The sequence below is a fragment of the Nonomuraea sp. NPDC001831 genome (assembly GCF_042892035.1).
GTDB lineage: Bacteria > Actinomycetota > Actinomycetes > Streptosporangiales > Streptosporangiaceae > Nonomuraea.
This window is the reverse complement of sequence record NZ_JBIATU010000003.1, coordinates 689,443-715,250: the sequence shown is the minus strand read 5'-3', so window position 1 is coordinate 715,250 and position 25,808 is coordinate 689,443. Positions and strand designations below refer to the sequence as shown.

At 74.4% G+C, this 25,808-nt stretch carries 26 protein-coding genes and 1 pseudogene; 19 read left to right on the top strand and 8 right to left on the bottom strand.

The features are described from left to right. Window positions 1-25 precede the first annotated feature (25 nt). Window positions 26-2,026, bottom strand: coding sequence for a glycosyl hydrolase family 28-related protein (locus ACFYYW_RS14030; RefSeq protein ID WP_387648440.1), 2,001 nt, complete (start codon window positions 2,024-2,026; stop codon window positions 26-28). A gap of 177 nt (window positions 2,027-2,203) precedes the next feature. Next, a complete protein-coding gene (locus tag ACFYYW_RS14025) occupies window positions 2,204-2,983 on the bottom strand; it encodes a CPBP family intramembrane glutamic endopeptidase (protein WP_352324588.1) in 780 nt (259 codons plus the stop codon). 144 nt (window positions 2,984-3,127) lie between these two features. Between ACFYYW_RS14025 and ACFYYW_RS14020 the strand changes: the two are divergent. From ACFYYW_RS14020 to ACFYYW_RS14010, 3 genes and pseudogenes are all read left to right on the top strand, one after another. After that, a pseudogene (locus ACFYYW_RS14020) lies at window positions 3,128-3,526 on the top strand (SDR family oxidoreductase); the annotation flags it as partial. Between the two features lie 82 nt (window positions 3,527-3,608). After that, window positions 3,609-4,058 (top strand): hypothetical protein, encoded by a 450-nt coding sequence (locus tag ACFYYW_RS14015; RefSeq protein ID WP_387648438.1) that lies wholly within the window; start codon window positions 3,609-3,611, stop codon window positions 4,056-4,058. A 27-nt stretch (window positions 4,059-4,085) separates the two neighbouring features. Beyond that, complete coding sequence (locus ACFYYW_RS14010; protein ID WP_387648435.1) at window positions 4,086-4,472, top strand: DoxX family protein; 387 nt, start codon at window positions 4,086-4,088, stop codon at window positions 4,470-4,472. Window positions 4,473-4,476: 4 nt separating this feature from the next. On the opposite strand, the gene ACFYYW_RS14005 is transcribed toward ACFYYW_RS14010, so the two are convergent. The 4 genes from ACFYYW_RS14005 to ACFYYW_RS13990 form a co-directional block, all read right to left on the bottom strand. Beyond that, entirely contained in the window at window positions 4,477-4,809 is a 333-nt protein-coding gene (locus ACFYYW_RS14005) for a putative quinol monooxygenase (protein ID WP_352324591.1), read from the bottom strand. A gap of 197 nt (window positions 4,810-5,006) precedes the next feature. Then, window positions 5,007-5,615, bottom strand: a complete 609-nt coding sequence (locus ACFYYW_RS14000) for a superoxide dismutase family protein (RefSeq protein ID WP_387648431.1) — start codon at window positions 5,613-5,615, stop codon at window positions 5,007-5,009. A 121-nt stretch (window positions 5,616-5,736) separates the two neighbouring features. Beyond that, window positions 5,737-7,914 (bottom strand): transglycosylase domain-containing protein, encoded by a 2,178-nt coding sequence (locus ACFYYW_RS13995; protein WP_387648428.1) that lies wholly within the window; start codon window positions 7,912-7,914, stop codon window positions 5,737-5,739. A gap of 184 nt (window positions 7,915-8,098) precedes the next feature. Continuing rightward, window positions 8,099-9,340, bottom strand: a complete 1,242-nt coding sequence (locus tag ACFYYW_RS13990; RefSeq protein ID WP_387648425.1) for an SRPBCC family protein — start codon at window positions 9,338-9,340, stop codon at window positions 8,099-8,101. 142 nt (window positions 9,341-9,482) lie between these two features. Between ACFYYW_RS13990 and ACFYYW_RS13985 the strand changes: the two genes are divergently transcribed. Continuing rightward, window positions 9,483-10,526, top strand: coding sequence for a DUF6221 family protein (locus ACFYYW_RS13985; protein WP_387648422.1), 1,044 nt, complete (start codon window positions 9,483-9,485; stop codon window positions 10,524-10,526). 19 nt (window positions 10,527-10,545) lie between these two features. Here ACFYYW_RS13985 and ACFYYW_RS13980 read toward each other — a convergent pair whose 3' ends face one another. Continuing rightward, a complete protein-coding gene (locus ACFYYW_RS13980) occupies window positions 10,546-11,028 on the bottom strand; it encodes a proteasome activator (protein WP_387648419.1) in 483 nt (160 codons plus the stop codon). A gap of 115 nt (window positions 11,029-11,143) precedes the next feature. Here ACFYYW_RS13980 and ACFYYW_RS13975 point away from each other — a divergent pair, with 115 nt between their 5' ends. From ACFYYW_RS13975 to ACFYYW_RS13945, 7 genes are all read left to right on the top strand, one after another. After that, window positions 11,144-11,506 carry a hypothetical protein gene (locus ACFYYW_RS13975; protein WP_387648416.1) on the top strand — a complete coding sequence of 121 codons (363 nt, stop codon included), beginning with the start codon at window positions 11,144-11,146 and terminating at the stop codon, window positions 11,504-11,506. Window positions 11,507-11,583: 77 nt separating this feature from the next. Then, entirely contained in the window at window positions 11,584-11,835 is a 252-nt protein-coding gene (locus ACFYYW_RS13970) for a hypothetical protein (RefSeq protein WP_352324600.1), read from the top strand. Between the two features lie 115 nt (window positions 11,836-11,950). Next, on the top strand, window positions 11,951-12,484 hold the full coding sequence (locus ACFYYW_RS13965; protein WP_352324601.1) for a 2,4'-dihydroxyacetophenone dioxygenase family protein: 534 nt from the start codon (window positions 11,951-11,953) through the stop codon (window positions 12,482-12,484). A gap of 36 nt (window positions 12,485-12,520) precedes the next feature. Next, window positions 12,521-13,762: an MFS transporter gene (locus tag ACFYYW_RS13960; RefSeq protein WP_352352675.1), complete on the top strand. Its 1,242-nt coding sequence runs from the start codon at window positions 12,521-12,523 to the stop codon at window positions 13,760-13,762. Further along, entirely contained in the window at window positions 13,759-14,808 is a 1,050-nt protein-coding gene (locus ACFYYW_RS13955) for a 2,3-butanediol dehydrogenase (RefSeq protein WP_387648412.1), read from the top strand. Before ACFYYW_RS13960 ends, ACFYYW_RS13955 begins: the two co-directional genes overlap by 4 nt. Beyond that, the gene (locus ACFYYW_RS13950) at window positions 14,805-15,539 is read left to right on the top strand and encodes an SDR family NAD(P)-dependent oxidoreductase (protein ID WP_387648409.1); all 735 of its coding nucleotides are present in this window, start codon (window positions 14,805-14,807) and stop codon (window positions 15,537-15,539) included. The genes ACFYYW_RS13955 and ACFYYW_RS13950 overlap by 4 nt, the downstream gene beginning before the upstream one ends. A 54-nt stretch (window positions 15,540-15,593) precedes the next feature. Then, window positions 15,594-16,559 (top strand): helix-turn-helix domain-containing protein, encoded by a 966-nt coding sequence (locus tag ACFYYW_RS13945; RefSeq protein ID WP_387648407.1) that lies wholly within the window; start codon window positions 15,594-15,596, stop codon window positions 16,557-16,559. A gap of 24 nt (window positions 16,560-16,583) precedes the next feature. On the opposite strand, the gene ACFYYW_RS13940 is transcribed toward ACFYYW_RS13945, so the two are convergent. Then, window positions 16,584-18,053, bottom strand: coding sequence for an IclR family transcriptional regulator C-terminal domain-containing protein (locus ACFYYW_RS13940; RefSeq protein WP_387648404.1), 1,470 nt, complete (start codon window positions 18,051-18,053; stop codon window positions 16,584-16,586). Window positions 18,054-18,195: 142 nt separating this feature from the next. On the opposite strand from ACFYYW_RS13940, the gene ACFYYW_RS13935 reads away from it, so the two are divergent. The 8 genes from ACFYYW_RS13935 to ACFYYW_RS13900 are packed head-to-tail and all read left to right on the top strand — an operon-like array spanning window position 18,196 to window position 25,759. Continuing rightward, a complete protein-coding gene (locus ACFYYW_RS13935) occupies window positions 18,196-18,978 on the top strand; it encodes a CoA transferase subunit A (RefSeq protein WP_387648402.1) in 783 nt (260 codons plus the stop codon). Then, entirely contained in the window at window positions 18,975-19,604 is a 630-nt protein-coding gene (locus tag ACFYYW_RS13930) for a CoA transferase subunit B (RefSeq protein WP_387648399.1), read from the top strand. The genes ACFYYW_RS13935 and ACFYYW_RS13930 overlap by 4 nt, the downstream gene beginning before the upstream one ends. Next, window positions 19,601-20,749: a thiolase family protein gene (locus tag ACFYYW_RS13925; protein WP_387648397.1), complete on the top strand. Its 1,149-nt coding sequence runs from the start codon at window positions 19,601-19,603 to the stop codon at window positions 20,747-20,749. The genes ACFYYW_RS13930 and ACFYYW_RS13925 overlap by 4 nt, the downstream gene beginning before the upstream one ends. 5 nt (window positions 20,750-20,754) lie before the next feature. Further along, the gene (gene pcaH / locus ACFYYW_RS13920) at window positions 20,755-21,507 is read left to right on the top strand and encodes a protocatechuate 3,4-dioxygenase subunit beta (protein ID WP_352328074.1); all 753 of its coding nucleotides are present in this window, start codon (window positions 20,755-20,757) and stop codon (window positions 21,505-21,507) included. Beyond that, window positions 21,504-22,028 carry a protocatechuate 3,4-dioxygenase subunit alpha gene (gene pcaG / locus ACFYYW_RS13915; protein ID WP_387648393.1) on the top strand — a complete coding sequence of 175 codons (525 nt, stop codon included), beginning with the start codon at window positions 21,504-21,506 and terminating at the stop codon, window positions 22,026-22,028. The genes pcaH and pcaG overlap by 4 nt, the downstream gene beginning before the upstream one ends. Next, window positions 22,015-23,202 (top strand): 3-carboxy-cis,cis-muconate cycloisomerase, encoded by a 1,188-nt coding sequence (gene pcaB / locus ACFYYW_RS13910; protein ID WP_387648391.1) that lies wholly within the window; start codon window positions 22,015-22,017, stop codon window positions 23,200-23,202. Before pcaG ends, pcaB begins: the two co-directional genes overlap by 14 nt. A 2-nt stretch (window positions 23,203-23,204) precedes the next feature. Next, complete coding sequence (gene pcaC / locus ACFYYW_RS13905; protein WP_387648905.1) at window positions 23,205-24,302, top strand: 4-carboxymuconolactone decarboxylase; 1,098 nt, start codon at window positions 23,205-23,207, stop codon at window positions 24,300-24,302. Further along, the gene (locus ACFYYW_RS13900) at window positions 24,299-25,759 is read left to right on the top strand and encodes an aldehyde dehydrogenase family protein (RefSeq protein WP_387648389.1); all 1,461 of its coding nucleotides are present in this window, start codon (window positions 24,299-24,301) and stop codon (window positions 25,757-25,759) included. The genes pcaC and ACFYYW_RS13900 overlap by 4 nt, the downstream gene beginning before the upstream one ends. Window positions 25,760-25,808 lie beyond the last annotated feature (49 nt).

The following is a 25,808-nucleotide window of genomic DNA, read 5'->3' as shown; positions in this document are numbered from 1 at the left end:
ACCCCGGCGCCTAACGCGGCCGGGCTCACCAGGGGGCGGGGGCCGGTGGGGGGACAACCGGAGGGCGGTCGTCGCAGGTGAGGGTGTTGGGCAGGAGCCAGGGGGCGAGCCAGCCGTCGTTGCCGCCGCCGTCCGTCAGCACGAACTCCGAGCCGGACGGGGTGAAGTGGAAGGTGCCGCAGTTGTTGACGGGGACCGCGCCCACGTTGCGGGCGTGCACGTTCTCGAAGGCGGCCGAGCCGGCGGCGCGGGCGCTGAGCACCGAGGTGCCCGTGCCGTCCACCCGGACGTCCTTGAAGCGCAGGCCGGTGATGGAGTAGAGGTCCTTGACGGGCCAGTCGGCGACCAGCATGACGGCGTTGTAGGTGTTGTCCAGGTAGTGGTCGCCGGTCACCCGGATGTCGGCGTCGATGTTCCGCTCCAGGGCGTAGAACCAGATGGCGCCGAGGCCGATCTTCCAGTTCAGCTCGTACGTGCCGGCCCGCACGGTGGTGTTGCCGGTGATGTCCAGGCGGCCGGTGAACGGCTCGGCGCCGAAGCGGGAGCCGACCTGCAGGGCGCTGCCCTCGCGGACGGGGTCGGCGATCAGGTTGGCCGAGACCGTGTTGTCCGTGCCGCCGTAGATCGCGATGCCGTTGGCCAGCACCGGCGTCTGGACCGTGTTGTGGTCGAACGTGTTGCGCGCGTCCGCCGTGCGCTCCGACCACATCGCCAGGCCGTCGTCGCCGGAGTTGCGGACGAAGTTGTCCGACACGACCGTGCCGGTGACGCCGGTGTGCAGGTTGAGCCCGTCGGCGATCTGGTCGGCGATCACGTTGCCGGTGACGCGGGTGCCGCTCATCGGGCCGTCGAACCAGAGGCCGACCTTGGTGTGGTGGATGTAGAGGCCCTCGATCGTGGAGTCGCTCATCGCGCCGCCGACGCCGTTGACCTGGTCGGTGTCGATGCGGCGGCGGACGTCGCCCTCGATGGCGAACCCGGACAGGTGCACGTTGCGGCTGCCGCCGGCCGCGGCGTCCTTGCCGTAGAAGCCGACGCCGGTGTGGACGGACCCGTCGGGCGCCGGGGCGTCCAGGGTGACCTCGCGGCCCTTGATGATCGTGTACCAGCTTCCGGCGCCGGTGATCGTCACGTCGTCCACGACGATGTGCCGGTTGACCTGGTACGTGCCGGGCGGGACGTACACCTTCAGGTGGGCGCGCCTGGCGAAGGCGACGGCCCGGTCGAAGGCGGCCGACGACTCGCGGCGCCCGGACGGGTCGGCGCCGAAGGCCAGCACATCGGCCGCGACCGGCTCGATCCGCGGCGGGGCGACGAGCTCGGAGTCGAGCAGGTCGATGACCGTCCAGGCGGCCCCGGCGCCCGCCGTCAGCCGGATCCGGTCACCCGCCCGGTAGGTGCGCCCGAGCAGCAGGCGCTGCTCGTCGTAGAAGTGGCTGGGCCGGAACGGCTTGACGATCGCCGGGGCCGGGGTGGTGGCGCTGGGCACGCAGGAGCACTCGGTGATCCACCAGTCGGGGTGCAGCAGGTCGGCCCCGGGGTCGTCGGTGAAGGGGTACTGGTTGTAGAGCCAGGAGTACTGCGAGGTCAGCGTCATGGTGGCCCGGTGGCGGCCGTTGACTGCGACGTCGAGCGGCGCGGTGATGCCGCCGCCCGCGGGCGCGTCGGGGATGCTGTAGCGCACCGTGATCGCGTTGGCCGCGGCCGGCAGGGTGAACTCGACGTGCCGGCCGGGCGTCAGCCGGACCGCCCGCCGCCCGGACGCCTCGGCGGGCAGCGTGTAGGCGGTGCGGTCGGGGCCGATGACCGTGCCGTCCGTCGGGGCGTTCTCGGCCTCCTGCTCGGCGAAGCCGACGCGCGCGCCCCGGCCGGCGACCAGGGCGGGGTCGAGGGCTGCCCTGGTGACCACGGGCCGCGGCGCCGTACCGGCCTTAGTGGCGGTCTCGGTGGCGGTCTCGGTGGCGGCCTGCGCGGGGACGGCGAGCGAGGCGAGGGGGAGAGCGAGAGCCGCGGCGAGCACCGCCACGACCCTCCGGGATGTGCTCGTGCCTGACATCCGAAGCTCGATTCTCTCGGGGGGTGAGGTGACAGTAGGACCCCACGCCCCCGCGGCACAAGCCTTCTGCGAAGAAGTTCCGGAGTTCTGCGATCGAGCTGCAAATGTTTGTCGATTTCTTGCAGAGAAGCGCGCAAGCGGTTTGCGTCAGGGCAGCCAGCTCACCCGGCCGTGCAGGGCGGCGTACCCGACGAAGGCCACCACGTCGATCAGCGTGTGCGCGATCACCAGCGGCATCGCGCGCCCCCACCGCTGGTACAGCCGCCCGAACACCAGCCCCATGACCACGTTCCCGACGAACCCCCCGAACCCCTGATACAGGTGGTACGACCCACGCAACACCGACGACACGACCACCGCCCGCCACGGCCCCCAGCCCGCCTGGTTCAGCCGGTGCAGCAGGTAGCCGCTGACCAGCACCTCCTCCAGCACGCCGTTCTGCGCGGCGGCCAGCAGCAGCACCGGCACCCGCCACCACACCTCGGGCAACTGCCCCGGCACCACCGTCAGGTTGACGCCCAGCGCGTAGACCACCAGGTAGAAGGCCAGCCCCGTGCCGCCGATCGCGGCGGCGAGCAGCGCGCCGCGCAACGTGTCGCGGCCCGGCTCCCGCAGGTCCACCCCGATCGTCCGCAACGACTCGCCCGACCGGACCAGCAGGTACGCCACCAGCGCGACCGGCGCCACCGAGATCGCGATGTCCACGAGCTGCAACGTCAGGTCCAGCCACGGCCGCCCGGGGGCCAGCGAGCCGACCAGCACGGCCTGCTGCCCCTTCAGCTCCTTGGGCGCCGTCAGCGAGCCGATCAGCCGGACCAGCGACAACACCGCGCTGGCGCCGAGCGAGACCGACAACACGACGAGGATCTCGGCTCTGATGAGCCTGGGGCCGAGGGCCGGAGCGGGTGCGAGTGACTGGGTGTGCATGGGCCGCAGAGTAGCCGCCCAGCGCTCCGATCCGGATAAAGCACCCCTTGTCGGCGGGTCCTGGTGCTCGGTGGCCGGAGCGGGCGGACTTCCGCCGGCTCAAGCCGATGTCACACTTCCCGTCCCGGGTTCCTCTCAACGGGCATGAACGACATGATTCTCGTCACCGGCGCCACCGGGACGTTCGGTCGCCCGCTGGTCGAACTGCTCACCGCCCGAGGGGTCAAGGTGCGCGCCGTCACCCGATCGGCGGCCGGGGTGCGCCTGCCCGCCGGGGCCGAGGCCGTCGAGGGCGACCCGGCCCGCCCCGACACCCTCGCCGGCCACCTGGACGGCGTCACCGCCGTCTTCCTGCACCCGCGCGCCATCGGCGACGGGGCGCCCGGCCTGCTCGCCCGTGCCGCCGAGCGCGGGGCGCGGCGGGTGGTGGCCCTGTCCGCGATGAACGTCGACGAGCCCCTCGACGAGCAGCCCTCCCGTTTCCGCGGCGACCGCAACAAGGAGGCCGAGGCCGCCGCCGTGGACAGCGGCCTGGAGTGGACCAGCCTGCGCGCCGCCTCCTTCGCCGGGAACGCCCTCCAGGCGTGGGCCCCCCCAGATCCGGACCGGGGACGTCGTCCGGTACGTGCACGCCTCCTTCCAGGAGGTGCCGATCGACGAGCGGGACCTGGTCGAGATCGCCGCCAGGACGCTGCTCGGCGGCCACGCCGGACGCCGGCTCGAACTGACCGGGCCCGAGTCGCTGACCCACGCCGCGATGGTGGCCGTGCTCGGCGAGGCGATCGGCCGGTCGCTGCGCCTGGAGGAGATCCCGCCGGAGGCCGCCGCACGGCACCTGGTCGCGGGCGGCCTGCCGGAGCCGTTCGTCCGTGCTCTGCTGGCCCGCTACGCCCGGTACGCCACGCGCCCCCAGCACCCGGTCACCGGGGACGCGGCCGCGGTGCTCGGCCGCCCGCCCCGCACCTTCGGCGACTGGGCCGCCGCCCACGCCCCGGCCTTCGCCCGCCAGGACCACCCGGCCGCCCGCCGAGAGCCTCGCCAGGACCACCCGGCCGCCCGCCGAGAGCAGGGTTGACCAGCCGACGCCGACCGGAGGTTTCCCGTGCCGCACTCCACCGCCTACGTCGTCATCGCGCTGGTGACGATCGCCTGCAACGCCTTCTCCGGATTCGCCGCCATGACCCGGCTCGCACCGGTCATGCGGTCGCTCGGCCCCGCGCTCGACCGGTGCGGGGTGCCGCGGTCGTGGCTGGTCTGGCCGATCGGCACGCTGAAGGCGGCCGGCGCGGCGGGGCTGACGCTCGGCCTGCTCGGCGTGCCGCTGGCCGGGACGGCCGCCGCGGCCGGGCTCGTCCTCTACTTCGTGTGCGCCCTCTACACCCACCTGCGCGTGGCCGACCGATCGCCGCAGTTCTACCTGGCGATCGGGTTCCTCGCGCTCGCGGTCGCCACCCTGGCGCTGGACCCGGCGCTGGTGCTGCGGCCCTGAGCGGTCAGCCGCGCTCGGGGACGGCCATCTCGCCGAGGGGCGACCAGTCGTCCTGCGGGACGTTGGCGTTGACGATGCGCGGCGTCTCGGCCAGGTAGCCGGGCAGCACCTGCTGGGCCTGCTTGAAGTGCGCGGACGTCACGTGCGCCGCCCCGGCGTCGTCGTCGCGGAAGGCCTCGACGAGGACGTACTCGGCCGGGTCGTCGAGGCTGCGCGACCAGTCGAACCACAGGCAGCCCGGCTCGGCGCGGGTGGCCTCGGTGAACTCGGCCGAGATCTCCGGCCAGCGGTCGGCGTGCTCCGGCAGGACGCGGAACTTCGCGGTGATGAAGATCATGACGGGCACTCCCCAGGTCGGCGGCGTTACGGCACGAGACTAGCCGCACACCGCCACCCGCCCACGGCGGGCCTCACACGCGTCGCGTCACCGCCCGCCCACGGCGGGCCTCACACGCGTCGCGTCACCGCCCGGCCGCGGCGGGCCGCACACGCGTCGCGTCGCTGCCCAGCCACGGCGGCCTCATGCGCGTCGCGTCACCTGATCACGCCGCAGGCGGTGCGGCCGCCCGCGTCGCCGGTCCTGTGGGTGGCCTCGTCGGGGCCGTCCGGGGCGTAGCGGGCGGGGATGTTGGCCAGGTTGTCGGGGAGCGCGTGCACGATGACCGCGCTGCCGTCGGCGTCGGTCAGCTCGCGCAGCCCGAACCGGTCGGTGACGACCGACGCGGAGCCCGACCCGTCCTTGCCGACCAGCAGCGGCGGCAGGTCGCCCGAGTGCCCGGGGTGGACGGCGCCGCCGGCCAGGTCGAGGTGGCCTCCGGCGGTGAAGAAGGGAGAGACCTGGCCGGTAGCGGGATCGACGGCCTTCGGGTCGCACAGACCCGTCGTGTGGATGTGGAAGCCGTGGAAGCCGGGCGTCAGGCCCTTGACCGAGACCGAGACGCGCGCCGTCCCGAACCCCTCGCGCAGGATGCTGAGCCGCCCGACCGCGACGCCGCTCGTGTCGCGGATGACCACGGGCCGCGGGTCGCCCGGGCGCGCGGCGGTGGCGTCGGCCACCGCGCTCACGCCGATGGCGGCGACCCCGGCGGCGAGCGCGAGGCAGAGCGCCAGATGTGTCCGGCCGAACGTCCGTGCCTTGGGCATGGCGGAACCGTCCCTCGTGAGGCGGAGATGTGCGGACTCATCGAGGGTACGGGCGCGCCGCGCCGCCTGTCGTATAGCTCTTGAGTCACCCGTCGGGGTTATGGACCGGCCGGCGCGCCGCTCAGGGCGTTCCGCCCGCGCCCTGGTCGCCGGGGCCGGTCTCGCCGGGGCCGGTCTCGCCGGGGTCCGTCTGGCCGAGGTCCGGCTCGCCCGCGTCGGGACGGGCCGGCGCGCAGGCGTCCCCGCAGCCGCCGAAGCGCCCGGTGTCGATCGGGGTGAACCGGGTGGCGGGCACGCCCTTCAGCGCCGCCCTCATCGTGTCGTTCCAGATGGGCCCCGGCAGCGAGGCCCCGGCCACGATGGCGAAGTACCGGCCGCCGATCGTGGTGTTCACCAGCTTGTACCGCTGCGAGCCGCGCGGGTCGCCGATGCTGACCGCGCCCGCCAGGTCCGGGGTGAACCCGGCGAACCACGCCGAGGCGTACCCGTCGGTGGTGCCGGTCTTGCCCGCCGCCGGGCGGCCGATGCCGCCGACGCGGCTCATCGTGCCCTTGGTGAACACGCCCGACAGGATGTGCGCGGTCGCGTCGGCGACGCCCGGGTCGAGCGCCTGCCGGCACGAGGGCCGGTACGAGGTCGGCCGGCCGGTGGCGGCATCGGTGATCCTGGTGATGGCCATCGGCGCGCAGTACCTGCCCCGGGCGGCGAGGGCGGCGTACGCGGTGGCCACCGTCACCGGGTCGGTCTCGTTGATGCCGAGCGTGAACGTCTCGTACTCCTGGAGCTTGCGGCCGTCGGCGCGGGCGATCCCGAGCGACTTGGCCGTCTCCACCGTCCGGCACAGGCCCACCCGCTGCTCCAGCGCCATGAAGAAGGTGTTCACCGAGCCCCACGTGCCGGTCCGCAGCGTCTTGAAGCCGGGGGAGCCCTCGTCGTTGGTGACCGTCCAGGACGGGTCGCCGACGCCGGCGCCGGCGCAGTTCTTGAAGGCGGCGGTGGAGGGCGCGGTGTAGCCGTTGCCCACGGTGATGCCGTCGTCCACCTTCATGCCCTGCTTGAGCGCCTCGACCAGGGTGAACGTCTTGAACGTCGAGCCCGCCTGGAAGCCGATCAGCCCGCCGTGCCGCGCGTCGGCCACCGCGTTGAAGGAGATCTGCTTCTTCCCGGCCGAGGAGCCGTAGCCGCGGCTGGCGGCCATGGCCCTGATCGCGCCGGTGCCGGGCTCGACCAGCGCCTCGGCGGCCAGGGCGTGGTCGGTGGCGTCGACGTGCTTCCTGATCGCCCGGTCGGCGGCGGCCTGGGCCTTCGGGTCGAGCGTGGTGTAGATCTTCAGGCCGCCCTGCGCGAAGGCGTGTTCCCTGGCCCGCCGCGTGCTGCCGAAGGCCGGGTCGGCCAGCAGCTCGTGCCGGACGTACTCGCAGAAGTACGGGTAGGCGCTGTCGCCGCAGCCGTTGGGCAGCCGGACGTCCTTGAACCCCAGCTTCTTCGCCTTGGCCGCGGCCGCCTGCTCCGGCGTGATCCGGCCCAGCTCGGCCATCCGGTCGAGCACCACGTTCCGCCGGGCCAGCAGCAGCGCGCGGGCCTTCCTGCCGCGGCTCGGGTCGGTGGCGTTCGGGTCCTGCACGGCGCCCGCCAGCGTGGCGGCCTGGGCCAGGTCCAGCCGGGACGCCGGGACGCCGAAGAACCGCCTGGCCGCGGCCTGCACGCCGTTGGCGCCCGCGCCGAAGTAGGCGATGTTGAGGTAGCGGCGCAGGATCTCGTCCTTGCCGTACTTCTGCTCGACGCCCATCGCGTAGCGCAGCTCCTTGAGCTTGCGAGCGTAGCTGGCCTCCAGGGCCTTGTTCTTGTCCTGCTCGGTGTCGGCCGCGTTGAGCAGCACCTGCTTGACGTACTGCTGGGTGATGCTGGAACCGCCCTGGCTGAGCCGGTCGGAGCTGAGGTTCTTGACCAGGGCGCGCAGCGTGCCCTCCATGTCGATCGCGCCGTGCTGGTAGAACCGGTCGTCCTCGATGGCGACGACCGCCGTCCGCATCACCTCGGAGATCTGGTCCAGGCGGACGATCTCGCGGTTCTGGTCGTAGAAGCGGGCGATCACGTTGCCGCGGGCGTCGTACACGGTGGAGGTCTGCGCGAGTGGCGGCTCGGCCAGCGCCACCGGCTTGAGGTTCAGCTGCTCGGTGGCGGAGACGACCAGCGTGCCGGTGCCGCCGACGGCGGGCAGCGCGATCGCGGCCGTCAGCAACCCGGCCGACATCGCCGCGACCGTGAGCCGGGCGACGTTCGACAGGCGATGGGGCATACGAGAGCACCTCCGGGCGGAAACAGGGCAAGCCCGGACATGACAGCACAGCACGAAAGGCGGCGTCCAAGACCGATATCAGCCGTCCGGTGATATCGGGAGCGATATCACGCCAGCGTACGGGCCACGCGCGAACCCGCGTCGCGCGTGGCCGTCCGGCGGTTCGGAGGGGGGCGGAGAGCGGTCAGAGCAGGGACGGCGCGGCCGGCTGCACCTGGTTCTCGACGTGCTCCTTCAGCCGCACCAGATCCTGCCGCAGCTTGCGCGCGGGATGCGCGCCGAGCAGCCCGGCGATGGCGTGCCCGGCCGCCCCCGCGATGGGGTTGTAGCACAGGTGCACCTGGACGCGGGTCCGGCCGTCGGCCTGGGCGTCCACGCGCAGCACGCCGGTGTGGGCGATGAGCTCGCCGTCGCCGGACTTCCAGGCGATCTCCGCGCCCTCCTCGCGCTTGGTCTCGGTGGCCGTGAAGCGGATGCGCGTCCCGGCCGGGCCCCTGATCACCCAGTGGGAGCGCAGTTCGTCGGCCGACAGCCGGACCTCCTCGACGTCCGGCATGAAGCGCGGGAACAGCGAGTAGTCGCTCACCAGCGGCCACACGGCCGCCACCGGCGCCGCGATCGAGACGGCCGCGTTGACGTCGATCGCCTCGCGACCGGCGTTGACGCCGGTCAGGCGGCGCAGCGGCAGGTTCGTCGCGGCCCGCACGGCCAGCGCCGACGCGGCGCAGCGGGTCAGCCAGGACAGCGGCCTCGGCAGCTTGCCGGTGACCGCCCAGATCGAGGCCGCCGCCCCGCCCGCGACCAGCCTGGCCGAGGGCGACCAGCGCTGCTGCAGCAGCTCCGGCACCGCCTTGCGGCGGCGGCCCTGGCCCTGCAGCCGGGGCGCGTCGGTGCCGTCCCTGTGCACGTGCCAGTTGGTCTCCACCCGCTTGACGCCCGGGATGCGGCGCACCTTCTGGCGGGCGCGCTCGTCCTCGCCCGCGAGCACGTCGCCGGAGAGCGTCACGACGCGCTCGCGCACGTCGACCTCGACGGCGTGCGGGTGGCTGATGTGGCGGCCCAGCTCGGCGCGTACGCGTTCGTGCAGGACGCGGTCGTCGGCGGTGCCGCCGGTCAGGCGGTACCTGGCCGCCGCGGCCGACCCGCGGCCCCTGTTGGACAGGTCGCGGCCGAGCACGCCCAGGCCGTCGCGCACCTCGTGGGTGGCGTGCGAGCCCTTGTCCCGCACGCGGGCGCGGCGCGACCGGCCCCGGTCCGGATCCAGCAGGTACGTCACCGCGGCCCCGGCGCAGGCGCCCAGCACGGCCGCGACGACCGGGTGCGACCGTCCTCGCGACTCGGTGTGCACGATCTGGATGCGCCGCGGAGCCGGTTGCCGCGATTCCCCGTTGAAGGAGCTGATGCCCCGAAAAGCAGTCGTGCGCATGACCACAATCCCCCTCGCTCGCACTTCCCGCTGGCGGTGGCCTACCCCGCAGGTCACAGCGCTAACGGGGGCCGTCCGGAGGCGTTGGTCGCCCGCGATACCGGGCAGAGGGGACGATAGGGGATTAAAGGGGAGTTTTGCGATGAAGAGCACGGTTCGCACCGCGACGCAGGCGTTCTGGATCGACGCCGGGCACGGCGGGACGCAGGAGCACTACGGCGAACAGCTGCGCAGGTGGCGGCACGCGTTCGCGGCCACGGGCGGGGAGCCGGGAGCGAGCGGCGTCACGCTGGACCCCCTGCACTTCGCGCTGGCCGCCTGGGAGGTCGCCACCAGGCCGGTCGCCGACTCCCCGTACGTGCGCACCCACCCCCGGGTCCTGGACGCGGCCTGCCACCGGGCCGAGGACGGCCGCGCTCCGCTGGCCGTGGTCGAGCTCGCCACGCCGCCGCCCGTCCCGCTGCCGGACGGCTGGTCGAGCTGGCGGCGCCAGGGCGAGCAGCCGTACGCGGCCGGCGCGGAGGGCACGCCGACCGCCCTGAGCACGCTGGAGCTGCGCATCCCCCTGTCCGGCGACCGGCTGCCGACGCCCACCCGGCCGCGCGCCGAGGGCCTGCCCAACCTGGACGACGCCCAGGCGTCGCTGGAGGCGTTCGTGGCCGAGCTGAACGCGGCGGTCACCCCGTTCCTGCGCGAGCTGGACGGCGCCGAGGGCGTCCCCGAGACCGGCGGCGCCACGCTGGTCCAGTGGCTGCGCACGCAGATCGAGGCCGACAAGGCCACCGCGGAGGCGGCGGGCGCCGGGCCCTGGCGCTACCTCACGGCCGCCGGCCCGGCCGGCGCCCCGGTACGCCAGGGCGCGGGCGGCGCGCGACGGCTGGAGTTCGGCGGCGGACGGACGGTCACCCGCGTCGGCTTCCACGACGACGACCTGCTCCACCCGGTCGAGGCGATCCACATCGCCCTGCACGACCCGGCCGACGCGATCGCCCGCTGCGGCGCCGAACTGGCGTTGCTGAACGAGCACACCCCGCCGCTGTCGGCCGGGGACACCGGGGACGCCCGGGACGCCGTCTGCCCGCTGTGCGGCGAGGCCGCCGGCTCCCCCTGCCAGACGCTGCGCCACCTGGCCTACGGCTACCGCCTGCGCCCCGGCTGGCGGCCCGAGTGGAGCCCCGCCCGCTGACCGCCCCCGGCTCCGGCGTCTACATGTAGTTGCCGTCGCCCTGGGCGCGGACGCCGTCGGGGAGGGGGAGGGCGGCGCGGCCGGCGTGCAGGCCGAGCTGCTGCTGGCGGGCGGCGGCCTGCTGGAGCTGGAGCCCGGCCTGGATGCCCTGGAAGACGCCTTCCAGCCAGCCCACGAGCTGCCCCTGCATGACCCGGATCTCCATCTCGGTCGGCGTCTCGCCGTTCGGGGTGGGCCGCAGGCGCTCCAGCTCGTCGCGCAGCTCGGGCGCGACCGCCCCGGCGACCTCCCGGATGGCCTGCTCGTAGATGCGGTGCATGCGCTCCCTGGCACGCTCCTCCAGGTGCACCCCCTTGGCCTCCTCCAGCAGGCTGCGGGCCATCGCGCTCACGCGGAGCAGCCGGGCGGGCTCCTCGACGTTTTCGATGTCCGTCCTCACGGCATCGCGCAGGGTGTGCTCGCGCTGCTCGTCCCCCGATGCTGGATGCGGCGTCGTCGTCATGTCCTCAGTCCTCGTTCACGCAGGTGAGCGGCTCGCTACCGCCAGCAACAGCCCTTCCCGGTGCCCCGCCGTTCACTCGTGGGAGCGGCCGGAATCCTGGGTAGGGGTCACCCTCATGAACCGGCGAGACGACGATCCAGAGGACGAGTTCTTCGCTCCGGTGCTGCGCGAGCCGCCGCCCCCGGACGAGATCAGCCGCACAGGCGTGGTGAGCGACACCGGCGTGCCCGGCGTGCACGGCGGCGGCGAGGGGCACTGGCCGCGCAAGCCGCCGCCGTCGAACGCGCTCGGCGTGCGCCTGCTGGCCGCCGCGCTGCTGCTGCTCGCCGGGGTCGTGCTGGCGGTGCTCGCGGTGCTGGCCGGACGGCTGCCGTTGGCGCTGCCGCCGGCGGTCCTGGCGGTGGCCGCCGCCGCGTACCTGGTGGTGTTCGCACGGCGGCGCGCCCGCGACGACGGCGGCCCGCCCACCTTCGGCTAGCGCGACGCCGGGACGGCCACCTGGGGTTTCGTCCTGCCTGTGGGGGTACACGCCCGCTGAGGGGAAGAGGAGCCGAGATGTCTCTCATCGACCGTGACTGTGTCCGCAGGCTGCTGGAGTCGGAGCACGCCGACGCGACGCTCGTGTTCGTCCGGGGCGACTGCGTCGTGCTGCGGGCCGCGGAGATCGACGACGCCCACCGGGGGCTGGTGATCGCCAGCCGCGAGGACGTCATGTCCCAGCTCCCCGACGGCGCCGCGACGGACGGGCAGGCCCTCGACGACCTCGCCGTGCGGCTGGACAACGTGGTGCGCGACCTCGGCGCCTGACGCGGGCGCGGCCGCATGTCCTGAATCTGCAAGCCGCCACGTCCACCTGGGGAAAGACGGTGTCGGCCCGGCCGGGATTCACTGCCGGGAACACGACACGAAAGGGGCCGTTCAGATGCCCGACAACCCCACCGGCGAGTTCTGGAAGGACCTGCGGCCGATCGAGAACTCCTTCCGGCCGGACGCGCTGCCCGAGGTGTACCTGTCCAAGGTGGCCACCGACGACGACCGGTACTACGTGCCGTTCACCGAGACCGTCGGCTCCCGGCCGCTGTGGATCAACGTCAAGGACAACAGCTGGGCCGACATCCTGCGGGCCAAGGAGGCCGGGCTGGTCAACCGGCACTACCACCCGCACGAGGTGTTCGCGTACACGATCTCCGGCAAGTGGGGCTACCTGGAACGCCCCTGGACGGCCACCGCCGGCGACTTCGTCTACGAGGCCCCGGGCGAGGGCCACACGCTGGTCGCCTACGACAGCGGCGAGCCGATGAAGACGTTCTTCATCGTCAAGGGCCCGCTGGTCTGGCTGGACGAGAACGGCGACCCCGACGGCTTCTTCGACGTGCACGACTACATCAAGATGTGCCGCGAGCACTACGAGAAGGTCGGCATCGGCGCCGACTACGTCAACTCCCTGTTCCGCTGACCGCCGCCCCGCCGCATCCCCCGAAACGAGTGCGTCATGACCGACCTCGCGGCCGCGCCGGACACCAGGGCCGCCGACCGGTACGAGAACCGCCTTCTCGTCATCCTCTTCCTGTCCTTCGGCTTCGTCTTCTTCGACCGGCAGGCGCTGTCGTTCCTGGCGCCGTACATGGACCAGGACTTCGGCCTGTCCAACGCCGAACTGGGCACGCTGTCCGGCGTGCTCGCGCTCACCTGGGCGCTGGCCGGGATGTTCGCCGGCCGCCTGTCCGACGCGCTCGGCCGGCGCAAGCCCATCCTGGTCGTGGCCGTGGTGCTGTTCTCGCTGTTCTCGGCCTCCTCCGGGCTGATGGGCGGGTTCGCCGGGCTGCTGGCCGCCCGCGCGCTGATGGGCACGGCCGAGGGCGCCGTGCTGCCGATGGCGCAGTCGCTCATGGTCGAGGCCAGCCGGGAGCGCCGCAGGGGCTTCAACATGGGCCTGCTGCAGGGCTCGTCGGCCGGGCTGCTCGGCGGTATCCTCGCGCCGCTGGTCGTGGTGTGGATCGCCGAGACCTACGACTGGCGGGTCGCCTTCTACGTCACGATCGTGCCGGGCCTGGTGATGGCCCTGCTGATCGCGAAGTTCGTCCGCGAGCGGTCGCCGCGGACGGCGGCCGAGGCGCCCGCCAAGGAGCCGCGGGTGCCGCTGGGCGAGGTGCTGAAGCTGCGCAACATCGTCGTGTGCATGCTCATCGCCTGCTGCTACCTGACCTGGTTCGTCACCATCATCACCTTCACGCCGACGTACCTGACGCAGGTGAAGGGCTTCGGGCCGGGCACGATGAGCGGCGTCATGACGTGCCTGGGCGTGGCCTGGGTGCTCTGGGGCTTCGCCACCCCGGCCATCTCCGACCGGCTGGGACGCAAGCCCGCGCTGATCGGCTTCACCGCGCTCGCGGTGTTCTGCCCGCTGGCCGTCGTCTACGTCGAGAGCCCCGTGCTGCTCGGCGCGATCATGATCGTCACCTACACCGGGCTCGGCTGCTTCACGCTCTTCATGGCCACCATCCCGGCCGAGACCGTGCCGCGCGGCGCGCTGGCCACCGCGCTCGGCGTGATCATGGGCGTGGGCGAGCTGGCGGGCGGCTTCCTGGGCCCGATGGTCGCCGGGTGGGCGTCCGACCAGTGGGGATTGCAGGCCGCGATGTTCATCGCCGCCGGCGGCGCGCTGGTCGTGGTGGGGCTCGCCTTCGCCCTGAAGGAGACGGCCCCCGCCGTGCTGCGCAGGGCGGCCGCGTGAGGGCCGCGGTCTGGCACGGGGCCAAGGACGTGCGGGTCGAGGACGTCCCCGTGCGCGAGCCCGGCCCCGGTGAGGCGGCGATCGCGGTGGCGTACTGCGGGATCTGCGGCAGCGACCTGCACGAGTACGCCGACGGCCCGCACGCGATCCCCGTGGCCGAGCCGCACCCGGAGTCCGGCGTGCGCGCGCCGATCGTGCTCGGCCACGAGTTCTGCGGCACGGTCACCGGCCTCGGCGCGGGCGTGACCGGTCTGGCCGTGGGCGACCGGGTCGCGGTCGAGCCGCACTACCGGTGCGGGAACTGCCCGCGCTGCCTGGCGGGGGAGTACAACATCTGCCGCCATTTCGGGTTCGCCGGGCTGATGGGGCACGGCGGGCTCGCCGAACGGGCGACGGTGCCGGCGTACATGCTGCACCGGCTGCCCGAGTCGGTGCCGCTGGAGCAGGCGGCCGTGTTCGAGCCCGCGGCCGTCGCCCTGCACGCGGTGCGGCGGGCCGGGATCCGCGCCGGCGACACCGTCGCGGTCCTCGGGCTCGGCCCGATCGGGCTGCTCGTGGCCCGCTTCGCGGCGCGGGCCGGCGCGGGCCGCGTGGTGGCCGCCGACCGTTCGCCCGCCCGCCTGGAGCTGGCCCGCCGCCTCGGCGCGGAGACGGCGGCGGGCGACGGGCTGGCCGCGGCGGTCGGCGGGGAGGGCGCGGACGTCGTCTTCGAGGCCGTCGGCTCGGCGGGCACGCTGCGCGCCTGCCTGGCCGCCACCAGACGCGGCGGCCGGGTGGTGTTCCTCGGGCTGACCGGCACGGTCTCCCTCGACGCCTTCGCCCTGGTCAACAACGAGCAGACGATCGTGACCAGCGTCGGCTACCGCGACGCCTACCCCGAGCTGATCCGCATGGTCGCCGAGGAGGGCGTGGACCTGGCCGCGATCGTCACCGCGACCATCCCGCTGGAGCACGTGGTCCGCGACGGGTTCGAGGCGCTGCTGCGCGGCGAGGACCAGGTCAAGGTGCTGGTACGACCCACTCAGGACGGGGGGCGGCTCCCGTGACCGGCGCACTCGCCCCCGGGCTGTTCGCCGGGCGGCACGCGTTCGTGACCGGCGGCACCTCCGGCATCGGCGCGGCGACCGCCGTGCTCCTCGCCGAGCTGGGCGCCGCCGTGACCGCGCTCGGCCTGCCGCCCGCCGACCCGGCCGAGCTGCCCGCGCACCCGCTGGTCCGGGTGGTGGAGCACGACGTGCTCGACCGGGGCGGCCTGGCCCGCCTGCTGTCGGCCGGCGACCCGCTCGACGTGCTGGTCAACTGCGCGGGCGTCAGCCACGACCGGCAGGAGTACGACCTGGCCCGCTGGCAGCGCGTCATCGAGGTCAACCTGACCGCCACCATGGTCGCCTGCCAGGCCGCCCGCCCGGCGCTGGCCGAGCACGGCGGCGCGATCGTGAACGTCTCCTCCATGTTCGCCTTCTCCGGCAGCAGGGACCGGCCCGCCTACAGCGCCAGCAAGGGCGGCGTCTCCCAGCTCACCAAGTCGCTGGCGGCCGAGTACGCCGCCGACGGCATCAGGGTCAACGCCGTCGCCCCCGGATTCGTGGTCACCCCGCTGGCCCGCGGCGTGCTGGACGACCCGCCGGCCCTGGCCCAGGTGCTGGCCCGCATCCCCGGCGGGCGGCTGGGCAGGCCGGACGAGGTCGCCTCGGTGGTGGCGTTCCTGTGCTCGCCGGCCGCGTCGTACGTCACCGGGGCGGTCGTCCCCGTGGACGGAGGCTATCTGGCTGTGTGACATCTCACCTAAGCTGTGTGTCCCCTGACCGGCACGAACGCGAGGAGGGTCGCCTTGTCCGCCGTCTCCGTGATCTCCCAGGCCACGACCGAGCACGTCGAACCCGCCGAGCGCATCCATTTCTGGGAGGACTACAACCGCAGGGCGCTGGTGGGCCTGTCGTGCACGTCGTACTCCGAGCACGGCCTGCTGGCCCGGCAGACCAACATCGAGCTGGCCGGGCTGCGGCTGGCCGAGATCGCCGGGAACGCCCACGCGATCGAGCGCAGCCCGCAGACCGTCAGGTCCACGCCGAAGGACTCGGTGTTCGCGACCCTGCTGCTCAAGGGCGAGGCGGTGTTCCTGCACGAGAACGGCTGCCTGGCCGCCACGGCGGGCGAGCTGGTCGTCTACGACACGCGCCGGCCGTACCTGTTCGGGTTCTCCTCCTCGATGCGGCAGATCCTGGTGGACGTCCCGCGCGAGTTGTTCGCGCAGGCGTGTGTGGCGGGCGGGCTGCCGGGGCCGATGGTGTTCGGCAGGGCGACGGCGCGGGAGGGCGCGCTCGTGGCCGCGCTGCGCTCGATGATCGGCGGCCTGGCCGCCCTGCGGGCCGCGCCCGACCCCGCCGAGGCCGAGCGGGCCGTGCTCGACCTGCTCAGGCAGCTCGCCGAGGAGCGTACGGGCGGGCGCCCCGGGCCGGACGCCTACCGGTCGCAGCTCATCGTCGCCGAGGACTACATCGACCGGCACCTGCACGACCCGTGCCTGGGGGCGGCGCAGGTGGCCGGGGTCATGGGCATCTCCGTGCGGCACCTGGCGCGCATCTTCGAGTCCACCGGCCGCTCGCCCGCCCGGCACATCGTGGAGCGGCGGCTGGTCCGGGCGCACGCCGAGCTGACCGGGCCGCGCGCGCTGGAGACCACGATCGCCGACGTGGCCCACCGGTGGGGCTTCTCCAGCCAGGCCCACTTCGCCCGGCTCTTCCGCGCCCGGTACGGCCTGACCCCGAGCGAGGCCCGCGCCGAGGCCACCCGGTAGGCAGCGCCCGCTCAGACAGGCCCGCTAGGGGAGCCGGCCGGTGTGCGCGAGGTCGGCCTCCATGCGCGCGGCCGTCCGCCTGAGCTCGGGCAGCACCTCGCGCAGCAGGTGGTCGCGGCTGGCCCGGCCGGCGTGCGTGGCCACGTTGACCGCGGCCACCACACGCCCGTCCGGCCCGCGCACGGGCACGGCGATCGACCGCACGCCCTCCTCCAGCTCCTGGTCCACCAGCGCGTACCCGTCGGCGGCGGCCTGCTGCACGGCTGCGGCCAGCCCTTCCGGCGAGGTGATCGTGTGCCGGGACAGCGGCTTCGGCTCGATGGCGGCCACCCGCGCGGCGGGCTGCCCGGCCAGCAGCACCCGGCCCATGGACGTGGCGTACGCCGGGAAGCGGGTGCCCACCGTGATGTCCACGCTCATGATGCTGACCGTGGGCACCCGGGCCACGTAGAGCACGTCGTCGCCGGACAGCACCGCCACCGACGCCGACTCGCGGACGCGCGCCACCAGGTCGGCCAGGTGCGGCTGGACGACCTCGCCGAACGTCCGCTCCGACAGGTGGGCGTAGCCCAGTTCGAGCACCTTGGGCAGCAGCACATGGCGGTCACCTGCGGCGGCGGCGTAGCCCAGGCGCTCCAGGCTCTGCACCGCGCGCCGGACGGTGGCCCGGGGCAGGCCGGTCACCCTCGCGGACTCGGCCAGCGTGCAGCCGCCGCGCGCCGACCCGAGCGAGACCAGCACGGCCAGGCCGCGGGCGAGCGACTGGAGGTAACCCATGCCCAGCTCCTCCTTGACGGCCCGCGAACCGTCGAGGCCGGCCGGCGCGCGGCGCGGCTCCCGGGGGCGGGCGGGCAGCGCCGCCAGGACGGCCTCCATGTCCGCCACCGTCGCGCGCAGACGGGGCAGGGCGTGCTCGCGCAGCCCGGCCACCGTGTGCCTGCTGGTGTGGCTGACCACGCTGACCGCGCAGACCGCCGTGCCGCCGGGGTCGCGGACGGGCAGCGCGACCGCGATCAGCCCCGGCTCGATGAGCTGGTCGTCCTCGGCCCACGGCGCGGCGGGGTCGAGCAGGGCCAGCCCGGCCGCGCACCGCCCGGCGGGCAGCAGGTCGCCCACCCGGAAGGCCACCGACATCGTGCGCCGCCGGGTGAACTGGCCGACGAAGCGCACGCCGTCGCCGTCGCGCACGGCCAGCGAGACCGACTCCTCCAGCTCGGCGGCCAGCCGCTCGGCCAGGGGCGACAGGCTCTCCTGGAGGCCGTCGCAGGCCAGGTAGGCCGCGCCCAGCGCCATCAGCGGCGGCGCGAGCAGCACGTCGCGGCCGTCGGCCCGCAGGTGGCCGAGGTGCACGAGCGTGGCCAGCACGCGGTCGACCGTGGACCTGGCCAGCCCGGTGGCGCGGACGAGGTCGGTCGCGCGCATGGGCCGCCCGGGGTCGGCGGCCAGCACGCGCAGCACGGCCAGGCCGCGCTCCAGGGTCCCGGCCGGTTCCATCGGCGGCTCCTCGTCCAGGTGGGGGCTTTGACAGGAACGCCCCGGTTACAGATACTCGAACTCATAATAGTGAACTAAAGTTCGCAGAGCGAACACCCCCTGGGCGGGCACTCGGCGGACATCCTCGGCTGAACGGAGCGTCGTGCGGAGAGACAAGGTGGTCGCGACGGCCGCGGAGGCGCTGGCCGGCGTGCGGGACGGCGCGTCGTTCGCGGTCGGCGGCTTCGGGCTCAGCGGCATCCCCAACGTGCTGATCCAGGCCCTCTACGACACCGGCGTGACCGGCATCGGCGTCGTGTCCAACAACTGCGGCGTCGACGGCGGCGGCCTCGGCATCCTGCTGGCCGCCGGGCGCATCGCCCGCGTGACCGCCTCCTACATCGGCGACAACAAGGAGTTCGCCCGGCAGTACCTCGGCGGCGACCTGGAGGTCGAGCTGACCCCGCAGGGCAGCCTGGCCGAGCGGCTGCGGGCCGGCGGCAGCGGCATCCCCGCCTTCTACACCCCGGCCGGGGTCGGCACCCCCGTCGCCGACGGCGGCCTGCCGCTGCGCCACCACCCCGACGGCACGGTCGCCGTCGCCTCGCCGCCGAAGGAGGTGCGCGAGTTCGACGGCCGGGAGTACGTCCTGGAGCACGGCATCCGCACCGACTTCGCGCTGGTCCGGGCGGCCAGGGGCGACCGGTCCGGCAACCTGGTCTTCCACCGCGCCGCCAGGAACTTCAACCCGCTGGCCGCCATGGCCGGGCGCGTCACCGTCGCCGAGGTCGAGGAGCTGGCCGAGCACATCGACCCCGACGAGGTCCACCTGCCCGGCGTGTTCGTGCAGCGCGTGCTCCCGCTCACCCCCGAGCAGGCCGCCGACAAGGGCATCGAGAGGCGTACGATCACCCCGCCTCCGGCAGGAGGGACAGTCACCGCATGAGCTGGACCCGTGACCAGATGGTCGCGCGGGCGGCGGCCGAGCTGCGCGACGGCGACTACGTCAACCTCGGCATCGGCCTGCCCACCCGCATCCCGTCGTTCCTGCCGCCGGGCGTCGACGTCGTCCTCCACTCCGAGAACGGCATCCTCGGCGTCGGCCCCTACCCCGCGCCCGCCGACGTCGACCCCGACCTGATCAACGCGGGCAAGGAGACGGTCACCGTGCTCCCCGGCGCGTCGTTCTTCGACTCCTCGCTGTCGTTCGGCATGATCCGAGGGGGTCACATCGACGTGGCCGTGCTCGGCGCGATGCAGGTCTCGGCCTGCGGCGACCTGGCCAACTGGATGGTCCCCGGCAAGCTGGTCAAGGGCATGGGCGGGGCCATGGACCTGGTGCACGGCGCGCGCAAGGTCATCGTGATCATGGAGCACAACGCCAAGGACGGCTCACCCAAGATCGTCGAGGAGTGCTCGCTGCCACTGACGGGCCGGCGATGCGTGCACCGGATCATCACCGACCTAGGCGTCCTCGACGTCACCGGCCAGGGACTGGCCCTGGTCGAGAGCGCGCCGGGCGTGGGCCTGGACGAGCTGCGCAACCGTACCGACGCGGAGGTCATCGCATGAAGGACGTCTACATCGTCGACGCCGTCCGCACCCCGTTCGGCCGCCACGGCGGCGCGCTGGCCAAGGTGCGCCCCGACGACCTGGCCGCGCACGTCGTCGCGGCGCTGGTCGAGCGGACCGGCCAGGAGAGCGCCGACGAGGTGATCCTGGGCAACGCCAACGGCGCCGGCGAGGAGAACCGCAACGTCGCCCGCATGGCCGCGCTGCTGGCCGGGCTGCCGGTCACCACGCCCGGCGCCACCGTCAACCGGCTGTGCGGCTCCGGCATGGAGGCGATCATCCAGGCGTACCGGGCGATCGCGGTCGGCGACGCCTCCACGGTGATCGCGGGCGGCGTGGAGTCGATGACCCGCGCGCCCTGGGTGCTGCCCAAGCCCGACCGCGCCTTCCCGGCGGGCGGCGGGGAGCTGGTCTCCACGACGCTCGGCTGGCGGCTGGTCAACCCGAGGATGCCCGCCGAGCACACGGTCGCGCTCGGCGAGGGCGCCGAGCTGATCGCCGACAAGCACGGCATCACCCGCGAGGAGCAGGACGCGTACGCGCTGGGCAGCCACCGGAAGGCGGCCAAGGCGGCCCTCGACCGCGAGATCGTCCCCATCGCCGGCCTGACCAGGGACGAGGGCATCCGCGACGACAGCTCGGCCGAGGCGCTGGCCCGGCTCAAGCCGGTGTTCAGAAAGGACGGCGGCACGGTCACGGCCGGCAACTCCTCCCCGCTGAACGACGGCGCGGCGGCGCTGCTGCTGACCGACGAGGAGGGGCTGCGCGGCCGCGAGCCGCTGGCCCGCCTCACCGCGAGCGCCGCGAGCGCGCTCGAGCCGCGCTACTTCGGGCTCGGCCCGGTCGAGGCCGTGCGCAAGGCGCTGGCCAAGGCCGGCAAGGGCTTCGGCGACCTGTCCACCGTCGAGCTGAACGAGGCGTTCGCCGCGCAGGTGCTCGGCTGCCTGGCCGAGCTGCCCGAGCTCGACCCCGCCCTGGTCAACCCCGACGGCGGCGCGATCGCGATCGGCCACCCGCTCGGCGCCTCCGGGGCCCGCGTCACCGGCGCGGTGGCCCACCGGCTGGCCGCGGCCGGCTCGGGCGTCGGGCTCGCCTCCCTCTGCATCGGCGTCGGCCAGGGGCTGGCCGTCGTACTCGAAAGGTAGCGTCCATGTCCGAACCACTCACGCAGGCCGACATCGACCGCGAGATCGCCGCGCTGAGCGAGTCCCGCGGCGAGCGGCCCGCCGACCACCCCGCGCGCGACTACGCCCCCTACCGCAGCACCCTGCTGCGCCACCCCAAGCAGCCGCTGGTCGCGCTGAAGGACCCGGAGGCGAGCGAGCTGTCCGGCCCGGTGTTCGGCGTCACGGACGTGACCGCCCTCGACTCCGACCTGACCCGGCAGCACCTCGGCGAGCCGCTGGGCGAGCGGATCACCGTGACCGGCCGGGTGCTCGACCGCCAGGGCCGGCCCGTACGCGGCCAGCTCGTGGAGATCTGGCAGGCCAACTCCGCCGGCCGCTACCTGCACCAGCGCGACGACCACCCCGCGCCGCTCGACCCCAACTTCTCCGGCGTCGGCCGCTGCCTGACCGACGACGACGGCCGCTACCACTTCACCACGATCAAGCCCGGCCCGTACCCCTGGCGCAACCACCTCAACGCCTGGCGGCCCGCGCACATCCACTTCTCGCTGTTCGGCACGGCCTTCGCCCAGCGGCTGGTGACCCAGATGTACTTCCCCGGCGACCCGCTGTTCCCCTACGACCCGATCCTGCAGTCGGTCACCGACGACGGCGCCCGGCAGCGGCTGGTCTCCACCTACGCCCACGACCTGTCCAAGCCCGAGTGGTCGCTCGGCTACCGGTGGGACATCGTGCTCGACGGGCCCGCCGCGACCTGGATGGAGGAAGGCCGATGAACCCCACCCCCTCGCAGACGGTCGGCCCGTTCTACGGCTACGCGCTGCCCTTCCCCGGCGGCGGCGACCTGGCCGCCGGCGGCATCACCGTGCACGGCCGCGTCTACGACGGCGCCGGCGACCCGATCCCCGACGCGCTGCTGGAGTTCTGGCAGGCCGACCCCACAGGCGACCTGTCGGGCGCGCCGGGCTCGCTGCGCCGCGACCCGGTCAACGGCGCGGTCATCGGCCGGCACGGCGTCGACTTCACCGGGTTCGGCCGCGTCCCCACCGACGCCGACGGCCACTGGACCCTGCGCACGGTCGAGCCGGGCAACGGGTACATCAGCGTGTGCGTGTTCGCCCGCGGCCTGCTCCACCACCTGTTCACCCGCATCTACCTGCGGCCCGACGCCTTCCTCGACTCGCTGCCGCCCGAGCGGGCGCGCACGCTGCTCGCGGTCGAGGAGCGGGAGGGCGTCCACCGCTTCGACATCCATCTGCAGGGCGAGAAGGAGACGGTCTTCCTTGACTTCGGCTGACCACGCCGGCGGGAACCCGGGCGCGTCCTCCGGAGACGGTCTGGGGGACTTCGGGCTGCTCGCGCCCATGCGCGGCGGGGCCGAGGCGACCGGCGACCTGGCGGTCCTGCAGGCCATGCTCGACGCGGAGGCCGCGCTCACCCGGGTGCTGGCCGCGCTCGGGCGCGCGCCGCGGGAGGCGGCCGACGTCGTGACCGCCGCGGCCCGCGCCGAGCTGTTCGACCCGGCCGGCCTGGCCGCGCGGGCGCGTTCGGGCGGCAATCCGGTCATCCCGCTGGTGGAGGACCTGCGCGCCGCCGCCGGGCGGTACGGGGAGCACGTGCACGCGGGCGCGACCAGCCAGGACATCCTGGACACCGCGCTCATGCTGGTCGCCCATCGGACGCTCGGGCCGGTCCTGGCCGACCTCGACCGGGTGGCCGCCGGGCTCGCCACGCTGGCGTGGGACCATCGCGACACCGTCATGGCCGCCCGCACGCTCACCCAGCAGGCCGTGCCCACCACGTTCGGGCTCAAGGCGGCGGGCTGGCGGAAGCTGGTCCTCGACGCCCGCGACCGCCTCCGCGCCGCCCGCGAGGCCCTTCCCGCCCAGCTCGGCGGCCCCGCCGGCACCCTCGACCGGTTCACCGCCGCCGACCAGGACGACGCAGGCGCGGGGGCGCTGGAGGTGGCCGGCCGGTTCGCCGCCGAGCTGGGGCTGGCCGCGCCCACGCTGCCCTGGCACGTGCTGCGCACCCCCGTCGCCGACCTGGCCGGGGCGCTGGCGTTCACCGCCGGCGCGCTGGGCAAGCCGGCCGCCGACGTGCTGGTGATGTCGCGGACCGAGATCGGCGAGCTGTCCGAGGGCGTCGGCGGCGGCTCGTCGTCGATGCCGCACAAGCACAACCCCGTGCGGGCCACGATGATCGCCGCGGCGGCCCGCCAGGTGCCCGCCCAGGCCGCCGTCCTGTACGCCTCGCTCGCCGCCGAGGACGAGCGGCCGCCCGGCGCCTGGCACGCCGAGTGGCAGCCGCTGCGCGAGGCGCTGCGCCTGGTCGCCGGCGCCGCCCGCGACGCCGCGGAACTCGTCGCCGGCCTGCGGGTGCATCCCGGGCGCATGCGCGCCGCCCTGACCGTCGCCGGACCGCCCGGCGCCGCCGCCGCCCTGGTCAAGCGGGCGCTGGAGGAGAAGTGACGTTGTTGCAGCACCGGCTGGACGGCCCGGAACACGCCGAGCCGATCGTCCTCGGCCCGTCGGTCGGCACCTCGGCCCGGGTGTGGGAGCCGCAGGTCGCCGCGCTGGCCCGCAGGTTCCGCCTGGTCCGCTTCGACCTGCCGGGGCACGGCGGCTCCCTGTCGCTCGGCGTGTCCACGATCGACGGCCTGGCCGGGCTCGTCCTCGACCTGGCCGACGAGCTGGGCCTGGACGCCTTCCACTACGCCGGCATCTCCATCGGCGGCGCGATCGGCGCCACCCTGGCCCTGCGCCACCCCGGACGCCTGCGGTCCCTGGCGATGATCTGCTCCTCGGCCCGCTTCGGCGAGCCGGACGGCTGGCGCGAGCGGGCCGCGCTGGTCCGCGAGCGCGGCACCGCGCCGCTGCTGGAGCCCACGGCCAAGCGCTGGTTCGCCGGGCCGGGCGACCCGGCGCTGCTCGACGACCTCGCCGCCGCCGACCCCGCCGGCTACGCCGCCTGCTGCGACGCCCTGGCCGGCTACGACCTGCGCGCCGAGCTGCCCGGCATCGCCGTCCCCACGCTGGTCCTGGGCGGCCGCGACGATCCGGCCACGCCGCCCGCGCACGCCAGGGAGCTGGCCGACGGCATTCCCGGCGCGACGCTCGTGGAGGTGCCGGGAGCGGCCCACCTGGCCGGCGTCGACCAGCCGGAACGGGTCACCGCCGCGCTGCTCGCCCACCTGCCCGCCGCCCCCGGCATGCGGGTGCGCCGGGAAGTGCTCGGGGACGCCCACGTCGACCGGGCCGTCGCCCGCACCACCGCCTTCACCAGGGACTTCCAGGACCTCATCACGCGCTACGCCTGGGGGGAGATCTGGACCAGGCCCGGCCTCGACCGGCGCACCAGGAGCTGCGTCACCCTCACCGCGCTGGTCGCGCACGGGCACCTCGACGAGCTGGCCATGCACGTCCGCGCCGCCGTGCGCAACGGGCTGACGGCCGACGAGATCGGCGAGGTGCTGCTGCAGAGCGCGATCTACTGCGGGGTGCCGGCCGCCAACGCGGCGTTCGCCGTCGCCCAGCGCGTCCTTACCGAGATATCAGGGGAGTCCGCATGACCATCACCCGTGAGCTGCTGATCGGCGGCAAGAACGTCCCCGCCCTGAGCGGCCGCACGACGCCCGACCTGGCCCCCTACACCGGCGAGGTGTACGCGACCGTGGCCGCCGCGGGCGTCGAGGACGTCACCTCGGCCGTGGACGCGGCGCAGGCCGCCTTCGACGGCTGGGCCGCCACCAGCCCGTTCGCCCGCCGGGCGATCTTCCTCAAGGCCGCCGACCTGCTCCAGGAGCGCGGCGAGCAGGCCGTGGCGCTGATGGCCGCCGAGGTCGGCGGCACCCGCCCGTGGGCCCTGTTCAACGTCGGGCTGGCCGCGAACATGCTGCGCGAGGCCGCCGCCGCGATCACCGCGCCGCGCGGCGAGGTGCTCACCGCGCAGGAGGAGGGCGTGCTCGGCCTGGCCGTGCGCGAGCCGCTCGGCGTGGTGGCCGCCTTCTCGCCGTGGAACGCGCCGATCATCCTCGGCGTGCGCTCGGTGGCCGCCGCCCTGGCCGCGGGCAACACCGTCGTCATGAAGCCCAGCGAGGACGCCCCCATCGCGTGCGGCCTGTTCGTCGCCGACCTGCTGCACGAGGCCGGGCTGCCCGCGGGCGTGCTCAACGTGGTCACCAACGACCCGGCCGACGCCGCGGTGGTCGCCGAGGCGCTCATCGCCGACCCCCGCGTGCGCGCGGTCAACTTCACCGGCTCCACCGAGGTCGGCCGGATCATCGGCACCCACGCCGCCCGCCACCTCAAGCCCGCCCTGCTGGAGCTGGGCGGCAAGAACGCCATCATCGTCCTGGACGACGCCGACCTCGACCACGCCGTGGACGCCGCCGCGTTCGGCGTCTACATGAACGCGGGCCAGATCTGCATGTCGGGCGACCGCGTGCTGGTGCACGAGTCGCTGGCCGAGGAGTTCGGCCGCCGGTTCGCCGACAAGGTGCGCGCGCTGCCCGCCGGCGACCCGTCCCGGCCGGAGACCGTGATCGGGCCGCTGGTCAGCGCGGACGCCGCCCGCCGGGTGGCCGGGCTGGTCGCCGACGCGGTCGCCAAGGGCGCGACGGTGCTGGCCGGCGGCGGCGAGCCCGACGGCGCGGTGCACCCGGCCACGGTGCTGACCGATGTGCCGAAGCACGCCCGCCTGTACTACGGCGAGGCGTTCGGCCCGGTGTGCGTGGTCGGCGCCTTCGCCACCGACGACGAGGCCGTGGCCCTGGCCAACGACACCGAGCACGGCCTGACCGCCGGGATCATCACCGAGAACGGCACCCACGGCCTGCGCGTGGCCCGCCGCCTGCGGACCGGCATCGTGCACGTCAACGACCAGTCCGTGGGCGACGAGCCGCAGGCGCCGTTCGGCGGCGCCGGCTCCTCCGGCTACGGCCGGTTCGGCGGCCGGTGGGGCCTGGAGGCGTTCAGCAACACCCGCTGGATCACCCTGGCCACCGAACAGGCCCACTACCCGTTCTGACCGCCCGGCCCGCCCCTGTAAGCGGCGGGCCGTTCTCCGAGCGGCGGGC